The sequence below is a fragment of the Paenibacillus sp. PvR133 genome, assembly GCF_017833155.1.
Lineage (GTDB): Bacteria > Bacillota > Bacilli > Paenibacillales > Paenibacillaceae > Paenibacillus > Paenibacillus polymyxa_B.
In genome coordinates this window covers 5,603,086-5,628,684 of the sequence record NZ_JAFIBS010000001.1, presented here as the reverse complement: position 1 = coordinate 5,628,684, position 25,599 = coordinate 5,603,086, and the positions used below count along the sequence as shown (strand labels likewise).

Below are 25,599 nucleotides of genomic sequence, written 5' to 3'. Positions count from 1 at the left end.
ATGTGAACGATGAACGGACCCTATACATACAGGTTGCTAGACCCGCTCACCGATCGAAAAAGCATACGCTTCACGGCGAAATACACGCGGGCGGAATTGGAACAAATGACGACCTTTCAGTTACGCGGAATATGCGATAAAGAACGACTGGTCGAGGGCTTTGCCAATCGCCTGGCACGTGAAGAATTGATTCGCGTGATTTTGCGTTTTCGGAGCGCGGAAGAGCATTTACTCATCACGAGGCCGAACCCTGGCGGTTTTGAACGCATGGAATCGGCTCTACAGCGAAACTGGAACGACCGTCGGCAGGAGAGCAGCGGTATCCGGGTTCCCGCTAAAATCACGCTGTATCAGGGTGTACGCACAGGTCGCATGGACAACTACCGGATCGAATCCGATTTGCCCTGGCTGAGCTCATCTAATGTGCTGCTGGTGAATACGACAGGAGAACTGTGCGGTGTTTTGAATTTGGTGAAGGATGAGGGACGAACAGGCGTATATTATCTTTCTCGTCATCGCGACGCTGAACTGCGAGAGACGTCCAATCATAGTTATAGCCTGCTATTTCTGCGAAGACAGGAATCAGAATATTTTTATAACCTCTACTATGGAGATAAGCCGATGCTGCCGCTGAAGCTTCAAGGTCACCGGGTTCCGGTGGCAGAGCTGATCATTCGAGGCACGGAAACTACAGATGCGGTACTTGCGATTGATTTTGGCACCTCTAACACCACAGCAGGTGCTTATTTGGATAGTTCCTACGTTACGGCCCCTGATACAGGTATGAGCAGCACAGTAAGGCTGAACGCCATCAATTATGTGTCATTCCCCGGCCCAGAAGGGGCAGAAGGCGACTGGATCGAAGTATTGCCGACTGCTATTCGCGTCGCAGACTGCTCCAATCCGGAACATATCCTTTATGTATTTGGGGAGGATGCATTACGTGGATCTGACGTGGCAGGCAGCCGTGCGACAGTATTACGGGGAATCAAGCGGTGGGTCAACGACTACAAGCGAATCGAGGAATTAATGGATTCCGAGGGGAATACAGCAACTGCTTCCCGCAGCGAAATTTTAGCTGCTTTTATCCGTTATGTGATTGCTACAGCCGAGCAGCAATTTAAGTGTCGGTTCCGCAATCTGCACTTTTCTGCTCCGGTCAAGCTGCAGCCCCAATTTATAGAGATGTTTAGCGATATTTTGCCTGATTACCGGATTGAAGCGGAGGATGCGTTGGACGAAGGGCTGGCGGTGCTGTACAACACGCTGGCAGACCAGATGGAACGAGGGACTTTTGCGGACGGTGAGGAGTATCAGGCACTTGTCATTGATTGTGGTGGAGGCACGACAGATTTGTCTTCCTGCCGATTCCGAATTGAGGACGGACGTATTGCTTACAAGCTGGATATTCACACAACGTATGAAAATGGGGATACCAATTTTGGCGGAAACAATCTGACGTATCGGATTATGCAGTTTATGAAAATTGTATTTGCAGGTTATTATGCTGCGGAGACTCGTTTGCCTGACACCGATATTGATGCCCTGATCGGTATTCCTTCGGGAGATTTGTACCGTCATGTGGATGAGTTTGGTGTAGATGCTGTATATGCGGGACTGGAGGAACGCTACCGTGAGGCAGAGGCCATCTTGCCTACCGCGTTCAAACAGTATGAGCATGCTACACGGGATGAATATCAGCGGGTACTGAGTAATTTTCATCTGTTGTGGAGCGCGGCAGAAAATATGAAAAAGGAATTTTTTCTACGTACGGGGATCTTGCGCAGCCGCTTCGAATCCGAGCAGGTATTATCTGCTGAAAGCGACCTGAACATTGCAGTGATGGATCGTTGGCTGGTTTCAGTCATCGAGAACGGACGGTTTCGTGATGAATATGGTTTGCCTGATGTGGTGTTTAACATTCGGGAGATACAGCAACTTCTTAAGGCAGACATCTACAATATTGTGCGCAAGTTTCTGGATGATTTCTATCTGGAGGGGCGCTTGCAGGATTATTCGATTATCAAGCTAACCGGGCAGTCCTGCCGGATTGACGTATTTCGCGAAGCACTCAAGGAATTTGTACCAGGGCGCAGTATTGAGTTTCGTCAAAAGGCAGAGGACCTCAGCCGGGTACCTGAGTTGAAAATGGCCTGTCTGCGCGGGGCTATCCGTTACCTGAACGCTAAAAAAATGGGCACGATTGAGCCTGTCATTACCAATCATATTCCGGCTATTCCGTATACGGTCAGCGCATGGACACATACGGGACGCGAGAAGGAGCTGATTGCGAGTTTGGAAAGCAACCAGGTACGCGGTTCTATTTCCCGGCCGTCTCATGCGGCTGAGGTGGAGTTCTTCCTGACGGCCGACGGTGGCAAGCTGCGTCAGCGCCATGTGTATCGTAGTCGGCCAGAAGCTTTTGAACCCATGCCGTATGAGGAAATTGACGTGTTGTATGGGCGGGATATCCCGCAAGATGATACGGACTCCATCCGCAATGAGGAAACGAAATATTTTGTTTTTGTCGGGGATAGCCGCTGGGGCTTTTATGTAGTCCCGATTACCCGTCGAGATGAATTGTTGCATCTGGGTCCCAAACGCTTTTTTGCCTTCGAAAATGATCTCTCCGAGCTGGATTTCTTTGACGGCACGAAATAATTGAATAAGAAAAGTAAACACATTTGGAGGGAATAGCATGCTGTATGCGGGTTTTTGGAAACGCACCTTAGCTTATATCATCGATAGTCTTATTCTATGGTTTGTATTTTTAATAATTGGATTGATCTGGTTTGTGATTCGGGCCTTAGGGGATTGGGTACCCTCTCCAGCAGAAAACTCTATGCTGACAGACGGGCCGTCTGCTATTTTTACAATGCGATTATTAGGACAGACCTTGCTGAATTGGGGGGCTATATGGCTATATTATGCGCTTATGGAATCATCCAAATGCAAAGCCACGGTGGGCAAGCTGGCTCTCGGCATCGTTGTGGTAGATGAGTTTAATCACAAGCTCAGCTTTGGACGTGCAAGTGCCCGCTACTGGAGTAAGCTTATATCGGTCATCATTTTGTTCGTCGGCTTTATCATGGCAGCCTTTACGGCGAGAAAACAGGCCCTCCACGATCTAATTGCCCGTACCTATGTTGTGGACAAACGCGAGCTGGACTATATCCTTCGTGAGCAGGCTCAACGGGGAGCCGGGATGTAAAGGTGGATAAATAGATTCTAAGATTATTATAAACCGCAGTTTTCAATCAGGGGGAGCACGATGGATATACGCAGATTTTTAGAAAAGAATATTCGCCTATTTACTGGACTACTTGGAGTAAGTAAAGCTCAACCCATCGATGATGCAGTTCCTGTTCCGCCTCCTGCACCCGGTGTGAATCGGCTATCTGTTCCCCTAAATAAAGAAGAATAGGGAAAGGAGGGGAGTACCATGTTAACGCATATCGTTCCGAAGTTTGAGAAGGGCCGTATTCTTAAAACCGAGATGCTAGAGAACCTGCGGGACTACCCCCGCAGCTTTCTCGATATCCGGTATCAGGATTATTCGGATGGCATCATTACCGGAATGAATGTGACCGTCGGAGAACACACGCTGACCGTAGGCAGAGGCATTGTGAAGCATAAGGGCAGACTGTATCTGCTGGAGCAGGAGCAGGAAGTACCGTATACAGCCACCGGGCGACTGTCGGTGTTGAAAATGCTCTTTTTGGAACAAACAGATCGCCCGGATTTCACCGCTCATCATGCAGATATCGTGCTGGAGGATGAGGCAGAGATCGGTCTGGATGAGATAGAGCTGGGGAGATTCAAGCTTAAAGAGGGAGCTGTACTTCGCTCCGATTATCAGGATTTTGCTGACATGGCTACCGAATTCAATACATGGAGCGATATTTATGCTCCTTTTGCGGGTTTGAAGCAGAGTACATTGCGCCCGGAAACGATGCGCTACTTCGCATCCGAACTGCTTAAAAGTGGTGCCACAGATCCGATGGATTGTATGTTTGCGCTTATGTGCCTGAACCTGGAAGCCGTGGACAGAGAATCTATCCAGCATTACATTGCAAACCGAAATGGTGCGGAATACAGAGATTATTCTCATGCTCAGTTGCATAGACAGCTAGTTCTTATTCTAGAAGGCGCCGGACGTGGAAAACGAACAGCAGGCCGTTGGCAGGGCGGCGGAGCAGGACGGATGATTGTGGATTAGAAAATCAGGTAGAGGAGTGTGCATTATGAAATATGAGGATGAAAAGATTTTGGATCGGCTCCGTGAGATGGAGAAGCTGAAGAGGTCTAACAATATTTTAGCAGGACCCATAATCATTAACGGTCAATCCTATGTGTTTGAAGAGCGATCTTTTTTTGAGGATCGGCTGAAAATGCATGTCCCCTCTATCTTTACTCCAATGCCCAAGCATTTACAAAAGATCAAATATCCTCATGAGCAACGTCCAGAAATGATTTTGACGAATGATTTGGGCAGTGTGGATGTTACCCTGAATCGGGTGGACCAGACGTTACAAGATGAATGGGTGGAGCAGCTCACTTCTGGCATGAAGGCCATGATGAAAAATATGAATCCTGCCCACGTATTTTATGAAGAAAAAATAGAAGAGATACATGGTAAGCAGATTGGCTATTTTGACTTTAAAAGTCCTGCGCTGGACCAGCCGATCTACCACAATATGTTCTACTTTGAGCTGGAAGGAAAGACGGTCATGGGAACATTTTGTTGTCCGTATAAGCAGTATGCTGAATGGCGGGATGTCGCCCTACAGATGATTCGTACCATTCAAACGGTTGACGAGGCAGAAAAGGAGGGATATGAATGAGTAACCCCATTTACACCACAGCAGATGTTCAGGTGGCCCCTTATCAGTTTCAGCGTGTATTAAGTATCCATCTCATTAAACAGTTAAACGAACATGTGAGCTTCTGCATACGTGGAATTGTTTCGGAGGACAAGCTGGATCAATACGTAGAAAAAGCGGATGAAGATGAGCACATCGAAGTCTTTTTAAAGAGTGAAGGCAAGGAGATCCGGTATTTTCAGGGAATTGTCACGAATATTGCTGTAAAAGCTGTAAACGGAGTACGCGAGCTTACGATTGAGGCTAGCAGTGAAACCTTAATGATGGACATTCGCCCTAAACGTCGTTCATTCCAAAAAACAGGAGAGTCGTATAACAAACTGTTTTCGCATGTTACAAGTTCATATACTGATGCAGAAGTGATTGATGAGGCTTCTCATGGCGCAGCTATCGGTGAATTATTAGTGCAATACAATGAAACGGACTGGGCTTTTGTCAAAAGAATTGCTTCTCGGCTACATGCTGCTTTAATTCCAATTACGATGCAACAAGGACTGAAATATGTGATTGGTGTCCCCCATTCTAGTGCCCCTCAACCGCTGAACGAACATAACTATTCCATAAAAAAAGACTTGAAGGAGCACAAGCTCATGTCCCGCAACGGACTGCCGGAATATGGCGAGTCTAACAGCTTGAGCTATGAAGTGACCAGCAACAAAGTGCTAGAACTCGGTAGTTCCGTCATTTTTCATAAAAGAACTCTTTACATAGCCAAGGCGGAAACGACCACAGAAGGAAATCTGATCGTGAATCGTTACATTTTACGAGATGCACATGGGTTAAAATGCCCAACCGTCTATGCCTATGATCTGTCAGGAGCCTCTCTGTTTGGCAAGGTGATTGATATTTCCAAAGAAAAAGTGAAAATCAAGCTGGAAATTGATCAAGACTCGACTGCATCCGGGGCTATGTGGTTTCCCTATTCTACGGTTTATTCTTCTCCTGATGGCAGCGGCTGGTATGTTATGCCAGAAGCAGGGGATCAAATTCGTCTGTACTTTCCGGATGAACGGGAGCAGCATGCTTTTGCCGCCAGTTCTGTCGATCTTGCCTCCTCTGATCCGGTTAAAAGGAGTGATCCTGCGGTCAAAAGTATCAGCACCAAGTACGGCAAACAAGTCGTTTTCAAGCCTGGTGCAGTAGAAATTATCAACAGTGGGCAAATGCTCATGCGTCTCACGGATGAAGGCGGGATTGAAATTAATAGTAACAAAAAAATAACCCTGTCTGCTCAGGAAGATATCCAAATTACAGGGGGAGCGAAAATTATTATGGAGGGGAAAGAAGGCGTAAGTTTTATTCAATCCGGAGCCAAACTCGACATCATGGACGATGTGAGATTAACCGGGGGTAAGGTGAACATTGAATGAAGCTCATGGATCGGGATGCTGCGTTGCAGGATTTGCTGGAAAAGCACGTATTTACGGAATGGCTACATGATTTGGCACTTATTGAAAACAACTTTCTGGCACGGCAGCAAGCCATTGAAGAGGAGCTTTTAGCAGCTTTAGAGTCGCTATGCCAGCTCGCTACCCTTCAGCACGAGCAAGGTCGCAAGGGGGATATTCGATATATTTATATCTCCTTGCTCAGAACCCGTGTTATGAAAAATAGAGCGGTTTATCGTATAGACGCCTATGATGAGAATTGGTTTCTGGATGAGGCTGAATGCGCTGTGGAATGGTCGGCAAACTTTGTTTTCGAGCCTCTGTTCAATCGCATGGCTAAGCTGGAAAAGCTCAAGTCCGATTATGCCCGTAAGATTACGACGATGGATATTGAGCAAATTCAACAAATTGAAGCGGTTAAATACCATCTGCTCACCGTTGAGTTTCTGAAAAGTCAGATGCCCGCCTTCGTTGCTTCCCCTTCACTAGAAAGGTTGCCGAAAGCTGACATATGCACGATATTTGCCGGAGAGTATCGAGATGATAGCGAAATATTGTGCCGTTTTACGCATAGTGAGGGAGCCGAGACACGAGAGGGGGAATCTTCATGGATTATTTCCTCTTAAAGCAGGATGTGCGGTATACCAATGTTCCTACGCTACAAAAGGTGATGGAAACGATTGATCCGTGGAAGCTGTATGATTTGCAGCCGGAGGATATTGTCAAGCCATTGATGTTTCACGTGAAGGCAGATGCAGAAAGTATTTTTATTGATTATCTAGAAGGTCCCATTCCTCTTATTTCAGATGCTTTAAAGCGTCTTGTCCAGGCCTATGTGCCGGAGATGCCTATGAAATTAACGATACTTACTCAGATCGAACAGAGGATACAGAAGAATTACTATATTCCTTTTGTGGAGCGGCTCACAGCTGTACATCCGGAAAGTGAATGGAATTTGGATCAAAGTGTGTTTCGAAAGCTGGTATTACAAGCAGATGCTATTCGGAGCCACAAGATATTTACAATCCAGGAGAGTGCTATCCCGATGATCATCGTCCGTTTAGACGTGGCGGAAAGTATATTGCGGCGTGATTACACCGGGATCGCTTTGGAGCAAGTCGAGGTGAAATAGGGAGGGAAAGGGCACATGTCAGACAATGAGTATTATGTCGTACGGGGGGCCTGTATGCGTTGCACTTGCGGGACCCATCCTCGAAAGATCAATTTGCCGAACAGCCACGGGGCTTTTGTTAATGGTAAACCCATGATGAATGAAGGAGATTATTCTCCTGAAAATGTCCCTCATTTTGGAATTTGTAACAGTCCGGAACAGCCGAGTGCCGAGACTATATATCTGATCGCCGAAGATGGCTCCACTATTTCTGGAAAGCCATGCCTGCCGATGCTGACAGATAAGTGGAAAAACACAAAAGAACAGACAAAGGTGGAAGGCCAGCCAGCCTTGACGACCTCTTCATTTCAGACTTGTTTATATCATGGATTTATCGAATTTCATACGAATGGCCAGCAGGAGGAGTAGCTGGAAGGGAGGTTTGAAAACATGATAGGATATGATCAGATTCGAATAGATTCCCCCTACCCCATTCAGGTCTTAAAGGATGTTCAGATCGAGTGGAAGCCGAGTGAGCATGGGCGTATTACACTCACAGGCATTTGTAAGGAGTCGAGTCATGCCACGGCTGCGCTAGATGCGACCTCAGAGGATCAGCTACATGTGTATGCGCAGAATGGACAAGAAGAAATCAGCTTGTTTAAGGGTGTCGTCCATACAGTGGAAGTTGAGAACCATAATGGAGTATATACACTTACACTGGAAGGAATCAGTGGCTCATTTGAGCTGGATATTGTCAAAAGAAAGCGGTCTTTTCCTGAGGAAAAACAAACATATAGACAGTTAGTGCATAAGCTTGCTCAAGGCTATGAGCAAAGTGATGTCTTGTTCCAGACCGGAGAGCAGTCGGTAGGCGAAGCCATTTTACAATATGATGAAACCGATTGGGAGCTTATGAAACGGATGGCGAGCCGTTTACATACAGTGGTGGTCAGCGACATATGGGAGTCCGCAGCGCCGAAGCTGTATTTCGGCATGCCTGCTGGCACCCAACGAACGATTCGGAAGGATACGCCTTATACGGCAAGTAAAGATTTAAAGGGCTATCAGTGGGCAGGCGGAACGTCAGCCGGGCTACATGATACCGACTTTTTCAAATACGAGATCGAAAGCGGAGAACGGTATGCTCTTGGAGACGAGGTGCAATTTCGCCAGAAAACAATGATTGTAACTGAATTGCGAAGCCGCATGGAAAAGGGGCATTTGCTATTCAGTTATGTGTTGGCCCGCGCGGAGGGCATTCGCAGTGATTTCATCCCCAATCCCAAAACAATCGGAATTTCTCTGGAAGGAGAGGTCCTCGCGGTACGGGGAGAGGAAGTGAAGCTGCAGCTGACGATTGATAAGGATGATGGGGTATCCGAGCCGCATTGGTATCCATTCGCTCCCCCAACGGGAAGTGCGATGTACAGTATGCCGAAGGTGGGAACACAGGCAAGCCTGTATTTTCCAGATGCGTCTGGTTCCAGAGCAATGATTTTGGGTGCGGTTCGTACAAATGGAGACGGTTGTGCGAAAACGAGTAATCCCAATGATCGATATTTCGGTACGGAGCATGGAAGTGAGCTGAAAATGGCACCGGGTCGCATCCATATCATGGGTGATCCGGGTGGGACATTGCAGATGAGTCTGGACGATGCTACTGGGATTGAAATAACTAGTCCCAAAAAGCTAACGCTAGAAGCAGAGCAGGAAATTATTCTGAATACGCCGAAGAAAATCATTATTGACGGAACCAGTCAGGTCATGGCGTACCAGACGGGAGGAAGCACGGGGCTTTCGGTAGAGAACGAATACCACGTGTTGGGAGGAAATGTATGGGCGGACGGTAGCGACCGAACCGCGTACCCGCCGTTCGACGATGAGCCGAAGGAAGGGCAGCCACCTCCACCGCCGCCACCCCCTGAACCGTTTAACTGGGGCAAGCTGGGGATGAATATTTTGGGCGGTTTGGCGGTTGTGGCAGCCGTAGCCGTGGTGGCGGCCGTTACGGTAGCGACGCTTGGAGCGGGTACGGTGGTCATTGCGGCGGTAGCCGGAGGAGCACTGCTTGCAGGCGGCTTGGGCGTAGCGAGTTTGGCGGCATCGGATATCGCCCGAGGGGAAGTGAGCGACTTTAGTGACTATGCCCTGACCGGCTTAAAAGAAGCGGGAATCGGGGCGGTATCTGGAGCAATCTTTGGCCCTCTCGGTGTAGGGGGAACCTTACTGAGGAAAGCAGCGATCGGCGGTGTAACAAATGCCGCGGAAAATTTGGCGAGTCAGGTGCTAAGTGGTGAAAAGATCAACTGGGGTTCAGTAGCAAAAGACGCAGGACTGGGCTTTGTCACCGTGGGCGTACTGGATTCCAAAGTAGGCAAGGCCATCGGCGGATTCGCGGAAAAGGTAGGCAGCAAGGTTACACCGCAATGGATTAGCAAAGGTGTAGATGCAGTCGGGTCAGGCTTTGGTAAAGCTGTAACCAAATTGGAGCAGACCGGCAGTAAACTGGGTCAGAAGTTCAATGAGCAACTGAGTAAAATGGCAGACGGCCTCAGCCCCGGGAAGTTGGCCACAGCCAACGGAGCGCCAGTTCCGCACGTTAATAAGATGGACAGCGGGCCACTTCCACAGACGGATGTGCAGAAGAATTACAACAAGGTCATGAAGGAAATGGAAGAGAGCGCGGCGAAAAAGGTTGAGGGGCCAGTAGGAAGTAAAGAAAAAGTAACTGTTAAGAAGTATGGTGAATGGAAATATGATAAATCAGGGAAGCAAAAGCATCACCTTAATCAAGATGCTGCATTTAAAAAAGATGGAAATGGAAAACAGGTAATCCCGTCAGATGAAGGATATACTATAGAATTAGAGGGCAACGCATTTAAGGATGTTGGTTCACCACATTTTATGGCACATAAAACTATGGAAGAATTTTTTAATAGATATAGAAAAGGGGATAAAAAAGGTTTAATCCCTACAAATGCTGAATATAACGTAGCATTATATAAATCGTTGAGAAAGGCAGGATTAACTAAAGAACAAACGTTAGATGTGGTTGAGAAAGCCAGGAACCAACGATTAAAATATGGTTTGCAAGATGATGATCCAATACCAAAAATACCAGGTCAAATAAATTCTATATATAAATATTTGTTTCAAAAAATAAAATTAAAATAAGGGGAAGACAATGAACGAAGTAAAGGATTTTTATGATAATAAAATATCTAAAATTAACTTTTTCAGTAACTGTGGGGAAGCTATTAATGCTACATTCAATGTTAATGTTACGCAAGTACGCAACTGGGTTGATGTTGAAAAAAAAGTTAATTCTACTTGGGATAATGTTAGACTCCAAATAAGAAATCAATTAACTTCGACTCTGCATGAGAACTGGCGAGAAGAATACAGACAGTGGAATAATATTACTATAGAGGCTAAATTATTACTTAAGGAAGGAGTCCTTAGAAATATTTCTACATTTATACAAGAAAATAAATTAAATAATTGTATATATGAGAGCGTTGAGTGGGATTTGCTTACTGCATTGATGGAATATGCATATAGCACGTATGTAAAACCAGGTTTTCATACAGAATTATTGGAAATATATAATTCAGGACATATACCTTGTGGTTGGAAAGGTAAGTGGCCTCAAGGAAGCCTGTTGGTATTCTAACAACCTATGGGGGAACTTTAATATAAAGAGATTGCTTAGAAGAGGAAGTGAAAATATTGGATATAAATGATCAATTATTAGAACATTATAAGAAATACATTGGTGAGCCAGATTTAATAAACATAGAGACCGTTTCAGAAAGTCTAAATATAAACTTAATAATTTTTCGAGCAAACGAACAACGAGACTATCATACTATTATAACGTCAGGAATGAGCTTATTACCTGCACAAGTTTCAGAGGATAATAAAGATTGGGAATATACAGAACTCATCATGTATCTTCCGACATCATGGCCTGTGGCTAAAGAAGACATTAAAGATTTTAAAGATTATTGGCCATTTGGTTGGCTAAGAAAACTTGGCAAGTTCCCGAATGAAAGAAGCACTTGGTTTTGTTATGGAGACACTATACCTAATGGGGATCCTCCAGAACCAATTGCAAATAACAATGATTTTACTTGTATGCTATTATTACCTCCAATTCGTGAAGATGAAGGATTTAGTTCGTTAATGTTAAGTGAGGATAAAACAATACAATTTTTGGTTGTTTTTCCAATATATCAGGAAGAAATGAAATATCAATTATCACAAGGCTTTGGTGCTCTTCTTGAAAAGTTTGATGAATATAACGTAAATGATATTGTTAAAGTTAATAGATTAAATACATGTAAGCAAGGATGTTAATAGCTAATTAAAGAGAGCAAAAACAACAGATTGTGAAATGAAGTTACACAATTAATTGACTCCAAAAATTATAATTGATCTTTAAAAAACTTATTTCACTCGAAAAATGAGAGGAATAAGTTTTTTACTTGTAGAGAATGACCAGTTGTGTGCTCATTCAAATACTGGTGAATAACTCCTAGCCCCAAAACAAGCAGTAAACTTGTATGGGGGCTTTTCAATAATTAGCTTATTTCTAATCAATCAATCTTATGAAAGCCTATACATTCTTTTAAATAAAAAAGTTGACATATATTTAAAAATAGGAAAAAAGTCACTAAGACTAAATTCACTTGTTAGATGAATGATGCATTCCTTAATCTGATGAAATTCGGAATTTTTTATGCTAGATAGATTGTCCGAAATTAAGCTAGAAGTCAATGGGGTTGTCGTATCAAGGAATAAGCCCTTTTTAGAAATTCATAAGTAGAAACCGGAACGGAGAAGTAGTGCCATTGCGCAATTGTGCTTGTCCTTTATGAGTTTTTCTTATCGCTCATTCACATATTATTAATTCAGTTCGATTAGATTAGAATATTTGCATACATATGTATAAAAATGAGTATTAAGTCTCAGAAACTCCCTTTTATACTGCGAATTGACAAAATATGAAGAAGTGGATAATATGGTTGGGAACACGGGAGATATTGGAATTTATAAAGGGGTAATGAGTTTTGAACAAGAGACTAGATAACACATGTAGTAACAAAATGAAATGGGGCCAAACGATTTTTGGAGCGCTGTTGGCGCTTAGTCTGGTGTTGCTCAGTGGGGGCAACGCGTGGGCCTCATCCAATGAACAATTAAAATGGATTGAGGGTGGCCGAAAGATAGACCTGGGAAAAATGGCTACGGTTGAACTGGAATCATCTCTTCTTTTCTTGGATGCAGCTAACACAGCAAAGGTAAGCGAGATGAATCATGAGAAGCCATCTGGTAAGGAGATTGGGAGTATATTTCCGAAAGATGAAAATCAAAATTGGGAAGTTGTTTTTGAATACTATGAACTTGGACACATCAAGGATGATGAAAAAGAAGACATCGATGCGGATGGCATTCTAGATAATTATAAATAGGGTACGGAAGAGAGTAACAAGGAAAAAGCGGAAAGTGATCGCCTGTATGTTACGGGTTGGGATGTGGAGCCTTTTTATAATGAAGCGACCCATAATCTAACCTGGTCTATGCTGGCGGAGGATGGGAACAAGGAAAAGCTGATCAATTATAATGTTCGCTTGCTCACTCGTCAGGGTTATATCTCTGCCATATTAGTGTCCGATCCTGCGCATTTGGACGCAGATAAGAAGTTTTTGAATGAGAACATATTACCCAAGCTGACAGTCAAATCAGGTGAGCGGTACGAGGATTTTAATGCTTCAACGGACAAAATTTCCGAATACGGCCTGACCGGATTGATTTTGGGAGGAGCAGGCTTGGCAGTAGCTAAAAAGGTAGGCTTGTTGGCATTACTCATTGCTTTTTTTAAGGGCGCAGGAATTAAGGTTATCATACTTATTGGTGCTGCTTGTGCAGGTATGTTTGGTGTAATAGGCAAGTTTTTCGCCAAATTATTTCGCAAGAAAAAATCGGAATCCGTGCACAATGAAACGAACGTTCAGGATCAGTCAGAAACACTACAGTAAAGATAAAGAAACAATCCAACATAAAATTGCTGATAAAAAGGGTATGGTGATTGAGCGCAAATCACGATCTCTTGCAGCTTGAGAAGCACACCAGGACATAAGTAGCTGAGCAGAACTAATTTACATGAACAGATGATCATGGTGACCTTAGACCCGTGAATCATCTGTTTTTCGTTTATTTTATCCCTTGTAATACTTTCGGTACACCGCGGGCGTTGTGCCTTCATACTTTTTGAATATTTTAATGAAATACCCTGGCTCATTGAAGCCGAGCTCGCTACTGATCTGAGATACAGGAATATCTGTAGCTTCAAGCAATTGCTTCGCCCATTTAATCTTCAGGCGGGAAAGATAGCTGGAAAAGTTCTCCCCCGTTTCCTTGGCAAACAGCCGACTAAAATAGCTTGGGCTAATGTGGCACAAGTCAGCCATGGCTTTGAGAGAAAAAGTTTCACCCTTGTGCTGAAAAATATATTCAAAGGCGGGTTTTAGTACGGGATTTCCGCACGGAATATTCACATCTCCTGAGGAATTCAGATAGGCATCTGCTAAGAAATTATTCATTTCTTTCTTAAGGCTTTCGATATGCTCCAGCGAGTAGCCAGGAAGGATCTCGGACAACTGCAGAGTGGACTGTGTGGCCGACGCCTTCTCGAACATTTCTGCGAGAAGATTTTTGTTCATGGCTTCTTCAACAATATAATTACACAATAAGGATAACATGTTGGAGATCGTCTGAATTTCCTGATAGGTCATGGATGGCAGATCGGCGTAGTCGTTCTTAAGTTCCTCCCATTTGGAACTGTACAGTTTTTCATTTTTTGACGTGAGGATTTGCTCCAACTGTAAGGCGCTCGAAGGATCGGCTAAGCGGACCTGACCTGCCATGACGGCGCCGATGTACTTATCGTCAATAATGATCGGTACCGCGATGTCGACGATGTCATAATGACAGAGATAAATATAAGGTTTGTTGGAACGCACCGCTTCAAGTCCACCGCGAGAGTCACATTTTTGGCAGTAGGGAAGGAGACTCTCATCCTGGCGAACCTTCTTGCAGAACGATTGGCATTGGCTGTGGCTAGTTACGGGATTTCCTTTATAATCGACGGTGAGAATGGCTAATTTGGTAACGGATGCTAATGAATCCTGCAACTGCTCCCACTTTTTCAAATCAAAGATTTTCTGGATGCTCAAATGTTCACGGATCAAGATTCTCATCCCTTAATGGTAAATTATCCTGTAAGTGATAACAAAAAAGTACAATTTGTGATCTTCAGTGCAAAAAAATACGATTGTAGATTATAATATATTCCTTGATTCCTCCAATGTAAAGTTTACATGGTTCGGTTATAGTTTTAATCAGAACGAAGCCAACACAATCATAAGGAGGAATTATAGATGAGAAAAGCTTTTATCAGCCCAAGCAAATATGTACAAGGTGAAAACGAATTGTTGAATTTGGGTTACTATGTGAGCACCTTCGGCAAATCCGCTTTACTGATTGCGCATCCTGCCGATGTGGCGCGGGTAAAAGATAAGCTTGATTCCACTTTGGATAAATATAACGTGACCTTTATTGAAAGCGGTTTTATGGGTGAGTGTTCCAGACAGGAAGTGTCTAGACTTCAGGAAATTGCTACTGCGAATGGATGCGATTGTATCGTAGGTCTCGGCGGTGGGAAAGCGATCGACGCGGCGAAATGCGTGGCCCAAGGGGAAGCGCTTATCATCTGTCCGACGATTGCTGCGACGGATGCACCGACAAGTCACTCGGCCGTTCTTTACACCCCGGAAGGCGCTTTCGACGATTACGCCTATTTTAAGCAAAGTCCGAGTGTCGTATTAGTCGACACCACCGTAATTGCCAATGCACCAACCCGATTCCTCGTATCAGGCATGGGTGATGCACTGTCGACTTACTTTGAAGCCCGTGCGACCTCCCGTTCTTACTCCAGGGTCAATGCCGGACTGCCTAACGGAGTACGCGAAGGACAGTGTGCGCCAACAGTAGGTACAAATGCGGCGATTGCACTTGCAACGCTATGTTATGAAATGCTGTTGAAAGACGGTACCAAAGCAAAAGCGGCATGTGATGAAAACCAAGTTACGCAAGCACTCGAAAATATCATTGAAACTAATATTTTACTCTCAGGCCTCGGATTCGAGAGCGGCGGACTTGCGGCGGCCCATGCGATTCATGATGGACTCACGATTTTGGAAGGCACGCATCATTATTATCATGGAGAGAAAGTTGCATTCGGTACGATCGCACAGCTGGTGCTCGAAAACGCACCGACGGAAGAATTACTTCAGGTACTTGATTTCTGTTTAGCCGTCGGTTTACCGGTCTGCTTGGCCGATATTGGCGTCGATCATATCAGCCAGGAAGAACTCATGGAAGTAGCTGCAAAGGCCTGCATTCTGGAGGAATCGATTCATTCCATGCCGTTTCCGGTCACAGTGGAGCAGGTTGCAGCGGCAATCGCTGCGGCCGACCGTATCGGGAGCCAGTACAAAGCGGAGGTAAAGTAGCATGAAAAAGGTCATCAACCGTGCGGAAAATTTGGTCCTTGAGATGTGCAGCGGTATTGCGCTCGCGCATCCCGAGCTGGAATTTCTGCCAAAATACAAAGTGCTCAAAAAAAAGGAATTGAACGCGGAGAAAGTAACGCTCATCAGCGGCGGTGGCAGTGGTCATGAGCCCGCCCACGCCGGCTTTGTTGGCAAAGGGATGCTCGATGCCGCGGTCTGCGGTGATGTCTTCGCCTCTCCCTCACAAATTCAAGTATATCAGGCCATCCGAGCGACAACCGGGAAAAAAGGTGCGCTGCTGATTATTAAAAATTACAGCGGCGATATTATGAACTTTAGAAACGGCGCCCATCTGGCCACTGAAGACGGTCTGGAAGTGGACTATGTAAAGGTTGAAGACGACATCGCTGTAGAAGACAGCCTATATACGGTCGGACGGCGCGGGGTGGCGGGAACGGTACTCGTCCATAAGATCGCGGGTGCAGCGGCGGAAGAGGGCCGTAGTCTGGCGGAAGTTAAAGCAGTGGCGGAGAAAGCCGCTGCGAATGTACGCAGTATTGGATTCGCATTGACTTCGTGTACCGTGCCGGCGAAGGGCACGCCAACATTAGAGCTCGGGCATGATGAAATCGAGTACGGCGTCGGCATTCACGGCGAGCCTGGGACCAGCCGCGAGAAGCTGACAGATGCGGATACGCTGGCAGGCAGAATGGTAACCGATCTCCTTCGAGACATGCAGATCGAAACTGGATTCGGCGGAGAAATCGCCCTGTTGATCAATGGTTTCGGCGGCACCCCTCTGCAAGAACTGTACCTCTTCAATCATTCGGTCACCCGCGAACTAGCAGCGAAGGGGATCACGATCGATCGCACTTTTGTCAACAATTATATGACGAGTATCGATATGGCAGGCATCTCGGTTTCCATCATGAAGCTGGACAACGAACTGAAAACGCTCCTTTCCCATGAAAGCAACGCACCTGCGTTCAAGATGGCTGGACCTGTTGATCATGTCGTATTCACGGATATTTCAACTGTAGCAGACGAAAAGCGGCAAGTATCCTTTGAGGTGGAAACGGACCCTGCCTTCGCGGTTATTGAGAACAACAAAGTTACGTTGAACAATCTTATCTATTTAGTCGATAAGATGAGCGAGGTTATCATCAAGAATGAGGTACCTTTCTGCGATCTTGACTCTCATGCAGGCGACGGCGACTTTGGCATGAGCGTTGCTAAGGGATTTCGTCAGCTGAAACGAGAATGGAGAGACATCCTGAATCAAGATTCTTTGACGATGGGAGCCTTTCTTCATTCATGCTCGCTCGTCATCATGGAATATTGCGGTGGCGCTTCGGGTCCGATCTGGGGTTCAGCATTTCGCGCAGCGGCACGATCTGCGGGCGAACGAACCGAACTCACCGTTTCCGAATTCGCGGATATGATGCAGGCTGCGGTGCAAGGCATACAATCAACAGGCGAACGTTCTTTCGGCAGAGGAGCCGTCGTTGGCGATAAAACGCTTATAGATGCATTAGTGCCATGTGCGGATAGCTGGTTGGAGAGCGTAAAATTAGATTTTGATGTGAAGGCAGCCTTTGTAAGTGGTGCTCAAGCCGCTGTATCAGGGGCCAAAAAGACGGAAGACATCGTGGCGCGCATGGGTCGTGCCGGAACGGTCGGAGAGAGAAGCCTCGGTTATCCAGATGCGGGGGCTTATGCGCTTGGGGTGATATTTACGGAGCTCGCTGAGTGTTTGAAATGATTCTCTATATATCCAAAATTACTGTAGCGAACATTTCGTTTAGATATCCATTCTGTAACACTCGCTAATTCTTAAAAATTCAAGGTTTGTTCATTGCAATTGATGTGCATTAGGTTTATAATTTCAGACGGATTCAAAGGGCTTATCCCGGAATCCATGGGAGTTCATCCCATCTGAGCTAGCTTACTGCATGCTCAAATATGAATTAAGCGAGGGATTTACAATGAAAACCTGCTGCACCATCCAAGTTGACGAAGACAGTTTAGTTATTGATTTGCCAGAAGAAGGAACCACGCTAGAGTCCCTGCTCGGTGATATTGAGAGCTGTGGAGGTAGTGAAGAACCTTGGCTGCAACTTATAGACAAGGTAATAGGTAACTCATCTGAGACTTTACTGACAGATCAAGCGACGGATGGCGGCGATATGAAGGAAGATCAGACGACCAAAGAACCTCAAGCAACTGCTCAGGGGTAATAGGGAGATCCTACGTTAAGACGAAATTTGTAACATTATTCGATCACATATAAGATCATTTATAAGACTGCTATACCGAGCCAAGGCATCGGGAAGCAGTCTTTTTTTATTAAACAACTAAAATTCTCCAAATTTTGCAATTGGTAAATGAGTCTTTTGTCCCTTTAGTACTCTATAGTAGCCAACTAAGCAGAACACATCCCAAAACCGTGACTTCCTGTTCATTTTCTATCATAAAGTCGAAATGTAACATGAAACTAACTATAATAGTAGTATCATCCATATACAGGTAAGTGACATCTATGTTTGGACCTGATCCTCTTGTTGTATGAAGGAGGGGCAAAAGAGCGGAGAACAACGTACTGATAAGTCTCATCTACTTTATAAAAAGGAAGGAATGTGTAAATGATGAATGGGCAATGGATCCTGCCAAGGATCGCAAAAAGAGTAGCGGTGATGCTAACAGCAGTATTACTGTTAACGTTAACGAACGGATTCAACTGGAATACGCAAACAGCAGAGGCTGCTGGGACGACCCCTGTGGAACGTTACGGACAACTTTCAGTAAAGAATGGCAAACTTGTAGATAAAAACGGTAAACCTGTACAACTCAAAGGTATTAGCTCTCACGGCGTCCAATGGTTTGGGGATCTGGTAAATCAGGACTCTATGAAATGGCTACGGGACGATTGGGGCATTTCCGTATTCCGGGTTGCACTGTACACTGAAGAAGATGGTTATATCGCCAATCCTTCTTTGAAAAATAAAGTGAAGGAAGCGATTGAGGCAGCACAGAAACTGGGCTTGTACGTCATTATTGACTGGCACATTCTCTCAGATGGCGATCCGAACATTCATAAAAATGAAGCCAAAGCTTTCTTTAATGAATTTTCGACTCAGTACGGCCATTTGCCTAATGTAATCTATGAGCTTGCCAATGAGCCGAATGGGAATGTGAACTGGAACAATCAAATCCGACCTTATGCGTCTGAGGTATCTCAGGTTATTCGTGCTAAGGACCCGGACAATATTATTATTGTAGGAACAGGCACATGGAGTCAGGATGTACATGATGCAGCAGACCATCCACTTCCAGACAAGAATACAATGTATACCGTACATTTCTATGCGGGTACGCATGGACAGTACTTGCGCGATCGGGTCGATTATGCGCTGAACAAAGGCGTGGGCATATTTGCTACCGAGTGGGGTACAAGCGATGCTTCGGGTAACGGTGGTCCGTTCCTGAATGAATCCAAAGTATGGACTGATTTTCTGGCAAGCCGTGGAATCAGTTGGGCTAACTGGTCGCTGGCAGATAAAAATGAGACCTCTGCTGCGCTGTTGCCTGGTGCTGACCGTAAGGGAGGATGGCCTGATTCACAATTGTCCGCTTCCGGCAAATTCGTAAAACAGGCGATTCTGGAAGGCTCCAGCAACAATGGTGGAGGCGGAAACAACGGTGGGAATAACGGCGGAGATGGCGGCAACACTGGCGGTAATAACGGTGGTGGCAACAACGGCGGCGATAACGGTAACGGAGGAAGTACACCAGGCAGTAACGATCAAGGGATTGTGCTTCAGTATCGCACCGGTGACACGAACGCCAAGGATAACGCAATCCGTCCTGAATTTAATATCAAAAATACAGGGAAAACAGCTGTGAAGTTGAGTGATCTAAAAATTCGCTACTATTACACAGATGAAAGCAAACAAGCTCAGCAGTTTTTTGTAGACTGGGCCAGGATTGGCAATGAAAAGGTAAAAGTAACATTTGTAACATTGCCGAATCCAAAGGCTAAGGCTGATAAATATATGGAGATCTCTTTCACAGATGGAGCGGGAACGATTCAGCCCGGAGGGGAAAGCGGAGAAATTCAACCCCGGATTCATGCTGCAAATTGGAGCAATTTTGATGAGACCAACGATTACTCCTATGGTGCTACCCAAACAGCATTCGCAGACTGGGACCATGGCACTGTATATCAGCAGGGTAAGCTGGTTTGGGGGATAGAGCCTTAGAATTTAATCGTTACTAACTTTATCGGAACGAGTAAAGATATGGGACTTTTGGGTGGAAGATTTCCAAGGTTTGGAGTATAGAATATGCGTCTTTGGTATATGAGGACTGGAACTTTAGAAGGTAACGACTGACACTTTAGTTTCGGTATATATACTACCAAAGTACCAGATGATGTTCGACTTTTGTGGTGCTTGAATTACTTCCATAGTGCAGAGTGGGTGGTTCCAATGAACCCCTCTCTACGACAAACCCCCGCTGTTGCCATTATAGGCAGGCGGGGGTTTTTATGTTTCTGAAGCTCAGCCTCCGTTCAACTGTGTCTATACCAAATCAAAAGCTTTGGCCAGCAGACGGTAGGACTGAACACGTTTATCAAAGTCATGTATGGATGAAACGATCAGCAACTCATCGGTACGATACTGCTCAGCCAGTCTTAGCAGCTGTTCCTTACACTGTTCAGGGGTACCAACAACACGCCATGCTGCGGATTGACGCAGCCGCTCACGATCCAACTCCGTGTACGGATAGGACATTGCTGTTTTCACCGACGGAAGAGAACTCATTTCTTTACCTTGCATAAGCAAAAGGAAATACAAACTAGCACTGGACGCCAGTTGTTCAGCTTCTTCTTCGGTTTCCGCGCAGGCCACCGTAACTGCCGCCATGGAATGGGGCTTATCACCCAGGATCGAAGGCTGGAATTGCTCGTGGTAACGTGCGGTAGCTTCTACACCACCTGGAGTCCCGAAAAATTGGGCAAAGGCATAGGAGGCACCCATCATCGCAGCCAATCTAGCGCTTTCTCCGCTGGAGCCAAGCAACCATAATTCAGGGACGGTCGATATCATCGGGGAGGCATGAAGACCGGCAAATCGATGATTGTCAGGCACCGAATCATGGAAGTAGTCGATTAAATCGAGAATCTGCTGTGGATATTGTTCGACAGATTGGTACTTGCCTTCCTGCAGAGCACGAGTAGCCAGCGGTAAACCACCGGGAGCACGCCCTATTCCCAGGTCGATGCGTCCTGGATGGAGTGCCTCCAGCAAGCGGAAGTTTTCGGCGACTTTATACGCGCTGTAGTGTGGCAGCATAATACCGCCTGAACCTACACGAATGCGTGATGTGTGAGCAGCCAAATGCGCAATCAGCACCTCAGGGCTGGAGTGCGCTAGTGTTTTGGACGCATGATGTTCGGATACCCAATAACGGCTATATCCCAGTTGATCAGCTTCACGCGCTAAATCTGTTGTATTGAATAATGCATCCTGAGCATTACCGCCTTCAGGAATATGAGACTGGTCCAGTATACCCAGTTTAAGCATTTTGCAATCACCTCTTACACAACTGTATCAGACACAACTCATTAGGTCAAAACTCAAAAATGGATAGGTTGGAGTTTGGGGACCTTTTCGTTATAATAAAGGATGTGTAAAGGATGAGAGAACATCCTTGCTTATGGAGAGGGGATTGAATTTGTGTTAAGAACACCTTTGGGGCGTGTCCGACTCATGCTTTGGCTTCAAGCTATAGCTTATTTGGCGATACTATTCACCCACCAGCCGCTGCAAGCTGCGGGCATGACCCAGGCGGTTATGGTGATTGGTAACATATACCGGGTGAGCTTTTTGTTGCTCCTCGTTGCTTTAATCTATGGAAAAACAGCACTGCACTGGTCTATACGGCGGCCTCTTTTTATTATGTTCGCCTCCTTCATCCCGTTTGGTCTGATGATTATGGATTTTGTTTGGGTGCGAAAATGGACAGGGGATTCGGCAGCAGAACAGCGAGCTGCATCGTAATCTTAGAAGATTTTTTCGTGTGAAGTGTCGAGGAGTTTGTCTAGCGTAAGCGGAACTGGCCCCGATACAGTAGAAAAGAACATTACGCAGTTTGATGCGTGGTGTTCTTTTTTTGTGCACCGGAGGAACTATTCTATATACTGTATTTTCGAGCGTTGGGAAGCGAATTATGAAAAATGCTGAACTAAAAATTCTGCCGTTTTGCGTCTTTGAAAGCCTTCAACCCAATGTCCGGTAAACGGATAAATTTCAATCGTTTTCGGTGATTCAATACGGTTATAAGCGGCGAAAATCGTCTCTGGCATACACACAGTATCCTTGAACCCTACCGATACCATGATCGGGGTACGAATGCGATGAGCAAGATTCATCACGTCAAAATAACTTAATGTATGTAGTACCTGCTCCAAATGCTCCGGAAATCGGTTGACGAATTCAGCTGCTTCCGTCAGTGAACTGGTAGAATTCATCATACCAAAATCCATATGACACATATTGGGGATATCCGCGACCGTAATGGCAGCTTTATCGCTGAGCGCAGCCACCATTAATGAAAGTCCGCCGCCCTGACTGGCGCCACTGATTGCGATTTTAGCCGAATCAACATCCGACTGCTCCGCTACCCAATCTACGGCTCTAAGGGCATCGGTTGTAATCGTTTTGTAGTAGCAGGTATCCTTGTCCAATATCCCTTTCGTTACCCAGCCTTTAACCGTACCGTGAGGATCACCCAGACGGTCTCCCGTTTCTCCTCCCTGACCACGTACATCTACTGCCAATACAGCAAAGCCAAGCATGAGCCAAGAGGAATAATCTTCAGGATAGCCTTTTCCGCCTGTATAGCCATGAAACAGAACGATACACGGCAGCTTTTGATCTCCGGCAAATCGGGGGCGTACATACCAGGCATGCAGAGGCGTATCATCGACACCCTCAAAAGTAACCCGGTAGGCAAGGATATGAGGATATGGTGTTTCTACGGGAGCTTTGAACGCACGTACAGGTTTGGTGTGTACTTCTTCCAATGTTTTGGCCCAGAATAAATCGATATCCTTCGGGGCGGTAAGATCGGGCCGATATTGCTTTAATTCGGCAATTCTTTTTTCAATAACATTCATAATTAAAATTCTCCTTCATATAGAATGAACTTCTCCTTAAGTTTTACCCGGTAAAGTTGACTCCTCCAGCTTTCTCAGCAGTTCAAATGCTCTTTCATTAGTGCTTCCACACGTATCCTCATCAGCATGGAATCCACTGCATACAACTGGGCGCTCAGGTTTGCCAAACAATCGGCAACGGTAATCGGAAGTGAGCTGAGGGCAAGGAACACCAGCTGGTTTTCCATCTGGCATGCCGGGAATAGGGGAAGAAATCGTAATGGCAATACAGCACGCGGCACATCCTACTCGACACTCCAGTTGGGGTCACTCCTTAAAATCTGTTATTTTTGTAACTTATGCATGAAGTGACATTAATGAAGCCATAATGTGAGGATGGCACAAAAAAAGCAGGAATACAAGGATGAACGCATATTAGACACACTTTTCACACAAGGGGTATAAATAGTCGTAGAGGCACGTAAGATGGTATCAAGTCCCTAAATCAGTGTTCCGTTCTGTGGTAATATTAACCAATCGTCTTTTGTGTGTTCAAAAGGAGTTCGAGTGGTTAATAATAGAACACAACGATAAAAACTTAAACGAGGTGACGCAAAATGAGTTGGTTATGGGCATTGATTGTTGGTGGTATTATTGGTTGGTTGGCAGGAATTATTGCAGGTCGTGATGTTCCGGGTGGCGTGATAGGTAACATCATCGCTGGTTTTATCGGCGCATGGTTGGGTAGCTTGATTCTGGGAAACTGGGGTCCGGAAATCGGATCGTTCTACATCGTTCCTGCATTAATTGGTGCGATTGTGCTGGTCGTGATTGTAAGCTTGATCTTCCGTTCCGTTGGACGGAGTAGAGGCTAACATTACGAATCATTGAATAAACTAGTCCCTATGGGGCACAAGGATAAAAATGGAAAGAAGCTGCTTCCGCAAGGTTCGAAAATGAACCTGTGGGAGCAGCTTTTTTTGAGGAAAAGTGACGAATTTTTCCTATTGAAAACGCCTGATATGAGGAACACTTAGAACGCCAAGCACGATACACATGCCGATGGTTGCAAACATGCCAATTGTGAACATACCACCAAGCTTATCCGCTACAGCACCTACGGCCAGATAGCCGACAGGGAGCAGGGCAAAGGAAAACATTAGATCCAGACTAGCTACACGTCCAAAAGACTCGGCTGGGACTAATTCCTGAAGGCTTGTCTCCCAGATAATCGCAAATATCATAATGCCAAATCCTTCGAGCATCATGCTCATAATCAGTCCTGGCATCCAAGTGACTACGGACAACAGTAGTAAAGCAAGGCCGCTGACAAAAGCTCCTAAGTAAGCGAGCAGGCCGCGATGCTTCCAATGCTTACGTGAGCCATACACAAAGGCCCCCAGCATGGCGCCAATGCCGCTACTTGCCATCGCAATGCCGTATACGACTGGATTGTAGCCATGATGAACCTTGAACAGCCACGGAATGAGTACAGCGATAATGCCTGAATAACAAATATTAATGAAGGAAAAGGCAAGAATCGTAATCCATAGCCAAGGATGGCTTTTGAGAATGATAAAGCCTGCGATAAAATCCTTGAGAAAATGCTGTCCACCCTGATCTTGCTGTTCTGGATCTACCTGACCTTTGCCGATGATGGAGGCCAAATGAGCGCTCAGCATCCAAAAACAGGCAAAAGATATCAGATAAGCGATGGAATCCAGTCCAAAGCCGACACCCGGTGAGGAAAAAGATACAATGAAGCCTCCTAACGGAGGGCCAAGTAGACGGACGGCTTGTATACTGATCTGACTAAGCGCGTTAGCTGCATTACGTATGTCCGGTGTGAACACCTGTGCGCGTAAGGCAGAATAAGCAGGATTAAAGATACCGTCCATCAATCCGTACAACGCTAGGCCAACGAATAGAACCGGCAATTTCATCCCGCCTGTAAACATCAGCACCGCCGCAATGAACATCAGTCCAAACCGGGCGATATTCGTAAACAGAAGGAGACGAATTCGGTCAATTCTGTCCACGATCATTCCTGCGAAAGGCAGAATAAGTACGTTAGGCAGCATATAAACAGTCATCGCCAGTCCCATGATAGTAGTCGAGCCTGTTAGGGAATAGATAACCAGTGGCAAAATGACTGTGGTGACTGAGCTCCCCAACATTGCGATCCAATGTCCAAGCCACAACAAGGTGAACGCTTTGGATTGTTTTAAAGGTGAAGTGAAGGTAGCCCAGGCCGAGTGACTTCCTTCAGGTGATGTAGAGGATAAGGTTGAATTTTGGGTATCCATGATCACACTCCGGTATATTTCTAAACTGCATATTAAAACCTATTATACGAAATCTCTAACGTAAGGGTACAGAAAAAGTTGCTGTGAGGGGAGTTGTAATGAATAGCCTGCCAATGAAAGAGTCAACCTAGAATAACTTTAGGCTGCAAAGATATATAACTTACCTTTTGCAT

23 protein-coding genes and 1 pseudogene are annotated in these 25,599 nt (G+C 45.5%); 19 read left to right on the top strand and 5 right to left on the bottom strand.

All coding sequences use genetic code 11. The features are described from left to right. The first annotated feature begins 9 nt into the window (after positions 1-9). From JOE49_RS24600 to JOE49_RS24540, 13 genes and pseudogenes are all read left to right on the top strand, one after another. Positions 10-2,661: an Hsp70 family protein gene (locus JOE49_RS24600; protein ID WP_209943315.1), complete on the top strand. Its 2,652-nt coding sequence runs from the start codon at positions 10-12 to the stop codon at positions 2,659-2,661. Positions 2,662-2,698: 37 nt separating this feature from the next. Further along, positions 2,699-3,211 (top strand): RDD family protein, encoded by a 513-nt coding sequence (locus JOE49_RS24595; protein ID WP_209943314.1) that lies wholly within the window; start codon positions 2,699-2,701, stop codon positions 3,209-3,211. A gap of 60 nt (positions 3,212-3,271) precedes the next feature. Continuing rightward, positions 3,272-3,424, top strand: a complete 153-nt coding sequence (locus JOE49_RS24590; RefSeq protein WP_023989850.1) for a hypothetical protein — start codon at positions 3,272-3,274, stop codon at positions 3,422-3,424. Between the two features lie 18 nt (positions 3,425-3,442). Further along, a complete protein-coding gene (locus JOE49_RS24585) occupies positions 3,443-4,219 on the top strand; it encodes a DNA and RNA helicase (RefSeq protein WP_209943312.1) in 777 nt (258 codons plus the stop codon). A 25-nt stretch (positions 4,220-4,244) separates the two neighbouring features. Then, on the top strand, positions 4,245-4,844 hold the full coding sequence (locus JOE49_RS24580) for a hypothetical protein (RefSeq protein ID WP_023989848.1): 600 nt from the start codon (positions 4,245-4,247) through the stop codon (positions 4,842-4,844). Then, positions 4,841-6,253: a contractile injection system protein, VgrG/Pvc8 family gene (locus JOE49_RS24575; protein ID WP_209943310.1), complete on the top strand. Its 1,413-nt coding sequence runs from the start codon at positions 4,841-4,843 to the stop codon at positions 6,251-6,253. The genes JOE49_RS24580 and JOE49_RS24575 overlap by 4 nt, the downstream gene beginning before the upstream one ends. Then, positions 6,250-6,897, top strand: a complete 648-nt coding sequence (locus JOE49_RS24570) for a hypothetical protein (RefSeq protein ID WP_023989846.1) — start codon at positions 6,250-6,252, stop codon at positions 6,895-6,897. Before JOE49_RS24575 ends, JOE49_RS24570 begins: the two co-directional genes overlap by 4 nt. Beyond that, positions 6,879-7,403 carry a hypothetical protein gene (locus JOE49_RS24565; protein WP_028542476.1) on the top strand — a complete coding sequence of 175 codons (525 nt, stop codon included), beginning with the start codon at positions 6,879-6,881 and terminating at the stop codon, positions 7,401-7,403. The genes JOE49_RS24570 and JOE49_RS24565 overlap by 19 nt, the downstream gene beginning before the upstream one ends. 15 nt (positions 7,404-7,418) lie before the next feature. Continuing rightward, positions 7,419-7,811, top strand: coding sequence for a DUF4280 domain-containing protein (locus JOE49_RS24560; protein ID WP_023989844.1), 393 nt, complete (start codon positions 7,419-7,421; stop codon positions 7,809-7,811). 21 nt (positions 7,812-7,832) lie between these two features. Continuing rightward, positions 7,833-10,559, top strand: a complete 2,727-nt coding sequence (locus JOE49_RS24555) for a hypothetical protein (RefSeq protein ID WP_245248481.1) — start codon at positions 7,833-7,835, stop codon at positions 10,557-10,559. Positions 10,560-10,569: 10 nt separating this feature from the next. Further along, positions 10,570-11,058, top strand: coding sequence for a hypothetical protein (locus JOE49_RS24550; RefSeq protein ID WP_209943309.1), 489 nt, complete (start codon positions 10,570-10,572; stop codon positions 11,056-11,058). A 56-nt stretch (positions 11,059-11,114) separates the two neighbouring features. Then, entirely contained in the window at positions 11,115-11,744 is a 630-nt protein-coding gene (locus tag JOE49_RS24545) for a suppressor of fused domain protein (protein WP_209943307.1), read from the top strand. A gap of 749 nt (positions 11,745-12,493) precedes the next feature. Further along, positions 12,494-13,426: pseudogene (locus tag JOE49_RS24540) on the top strand (DUF2167 domain-containing protein). A 180-nt stretch (positions 13,427-13,606) separates the two neighbouring features. On the opposite strand, the gene JOE49_RS24535 reads toward JOE49_RS24540, so the two are convergent. Beyond that, entirely contained in the window at positions 13,607-14,638 is a 1,032-nt protein-coding gene (locus tag JOE49_RS24535) for a PocR ligand-binding domain-containing protein (protein WP_209943305.1), read from the bottom strand. Positions 14,639-14,827: 189 nt separating this feature from the next. On the opposite strand from JOE49_RS24535, the gene JOE49_RS24530 reads away from it, so the two are divergent. The 4 genes from JOE49_RS24530 (at position 14,828) to JOE49_RS24515 (ending at position 20,220) form a co-directional block, all read left to right on the top strand. Next, on the top strand, positions 14,828-15,961 hold the full coding sequence (locus tag JOE49_RS24530; RefSeq protein ID WP_209943303.1) for a glycerol dehydrogenase: 1,134 nt from the start codon (positions 14,828-14,830) through the stop codon (positions 15,959-15,961). 1 nt (position 15,962) lies between these two features. Then, positions 15,963-17,723: a dihydroxyacetone kinase subunit DhaK gene (gene dhaK / locus JOE49_RS24525; protein ID WP_209943301.1), complete on the top strand. Its 1,761-nt coding sequence runs from the start codon at positions 15,963-15,965 to the stop codon at positions 17,721-17,723. A gap of 223 nt (positions 17,724-17,946) precedes the next feature. Continuing rightward, the gene (locus JOE49_RS24520) at positions 17,947-18,198 is read left to right on the top strand and encodes a hypothetical protein (RefSeq protein ID WP_023989833.1); all 252 of its coding nucleotides are present in this window, start codon (positions 17,947-17,949) and stop codon (positions 18,196-18,198) included. Between the two features lie 405 nt (positions 18,199-18,603). Continuing rightward, positions 18,604-20,220, top strand: coding sequence for a cellulase family glycosylhydrolase (locus JOE49_RS24515; RefSeq protein WP_209943299.1), 1,617 nt, complete (start codon positions 18,604-18,606; stop codon positions 20,218-20,220). 321 nt (positions 20,221-20,541) lie between these two features. Here JOE49_RS24515 and JOE49_RS24510 read toward each other — a convergent pair whose 3' ends face one another. Then, positions 20,542-21,546, bottom strand: a complete 1,005-nt coding sequence (locus JOE49_RS24510; RefSeq protein WP_209943297.1) for an LLM class flavin-dependent oxidoreductase — start codon at positions 21,544-21,546, stop codon at positions 20,542-20,544. A gap of 153 nt (positions 21,547-21,699) precedes the next feature. Here JOE49_RS24510 and JOE49_RS24505 point away from each other — a divergent pair, with 153 nt between their 5' ends. Then, positions 21,700-22,023 carry a DUF3817 domain-containing protein gene (locus JOE49_RS24505; protein ID WP_053325928.1) on the top strand — a complete coding sequence of 108 codons (324 nt, stop codon included), beginning with the start codon at positions 21,700-21,702 and terminating at the stop codon, positions 22,021-22,023. Between the two features lie 167 nt (positions 22,024-22,190). Here JOE49_RS24505 and JOE49_RS24500 read toward each other — a convergent pair whose 3' ends face one another. Together JOE49_RS24500 and JOE49_RS24495 are read right to left on the bottom strand one after the other, a co-directional pair. Continuing rightward, positions 22,191-23,141: an acetylxylan esterase gene (locus JOE49_RS24500; protein ID WP_053325927.1), complete on the bottom strand. Its 951-nt coding sequence runs from the start codon at positions 23,139-23,141 to the stop codon at positions 22,191-22,193. A 36-nt stretch (positions 23,142-23,177) separates the two neighbouring features. After that, positions 23,178-23,441, bottom strand: a complete 264-nt coding sequence (locus tag JOE49_RS24495; RefSeq protein ID WP_176716855.1) for a YkgJ family cysteine cluster protein — start codon at positions 23,439-23,441, stop codon at positions 23,178-23,180. 296 nt (positions 23,442-23,737) lie between these two features. Here JOE49_RS24495 and JOE49_RS24490 point away from each other — a divergent pair, with 296 nt between their 5' ends. Continuing rightward, positions 23,738-23,995: a GlsB/YeaQ/YmgE family stress response membrane protein gene (locus JOE49_RS24490; RefSeq protein ID WP_023989828.1), complete on the top strand. Its 258-nt coding sequence runs from the start codon at positions 23,738-23,740 to the stop codon at positions 23,993-23,995. Between the two features lie 129 nt (positions 23,996-24,124). Here JOE49_RS24490 and JOE49_RS24485 read toward each other — a convergent pair whose 3' ends face one another. Next, a complete protein-coding gene (locus JOE49_RS24485; protein ID WP_053325926.1) occupies positions 24,125-25,426 on the bottom strand; it encodes an MFS transporter in 1,302 nt (433 codons plus the stop codon). Positions 25,427-25,599 lie beyond the last annotated feature (173 nt).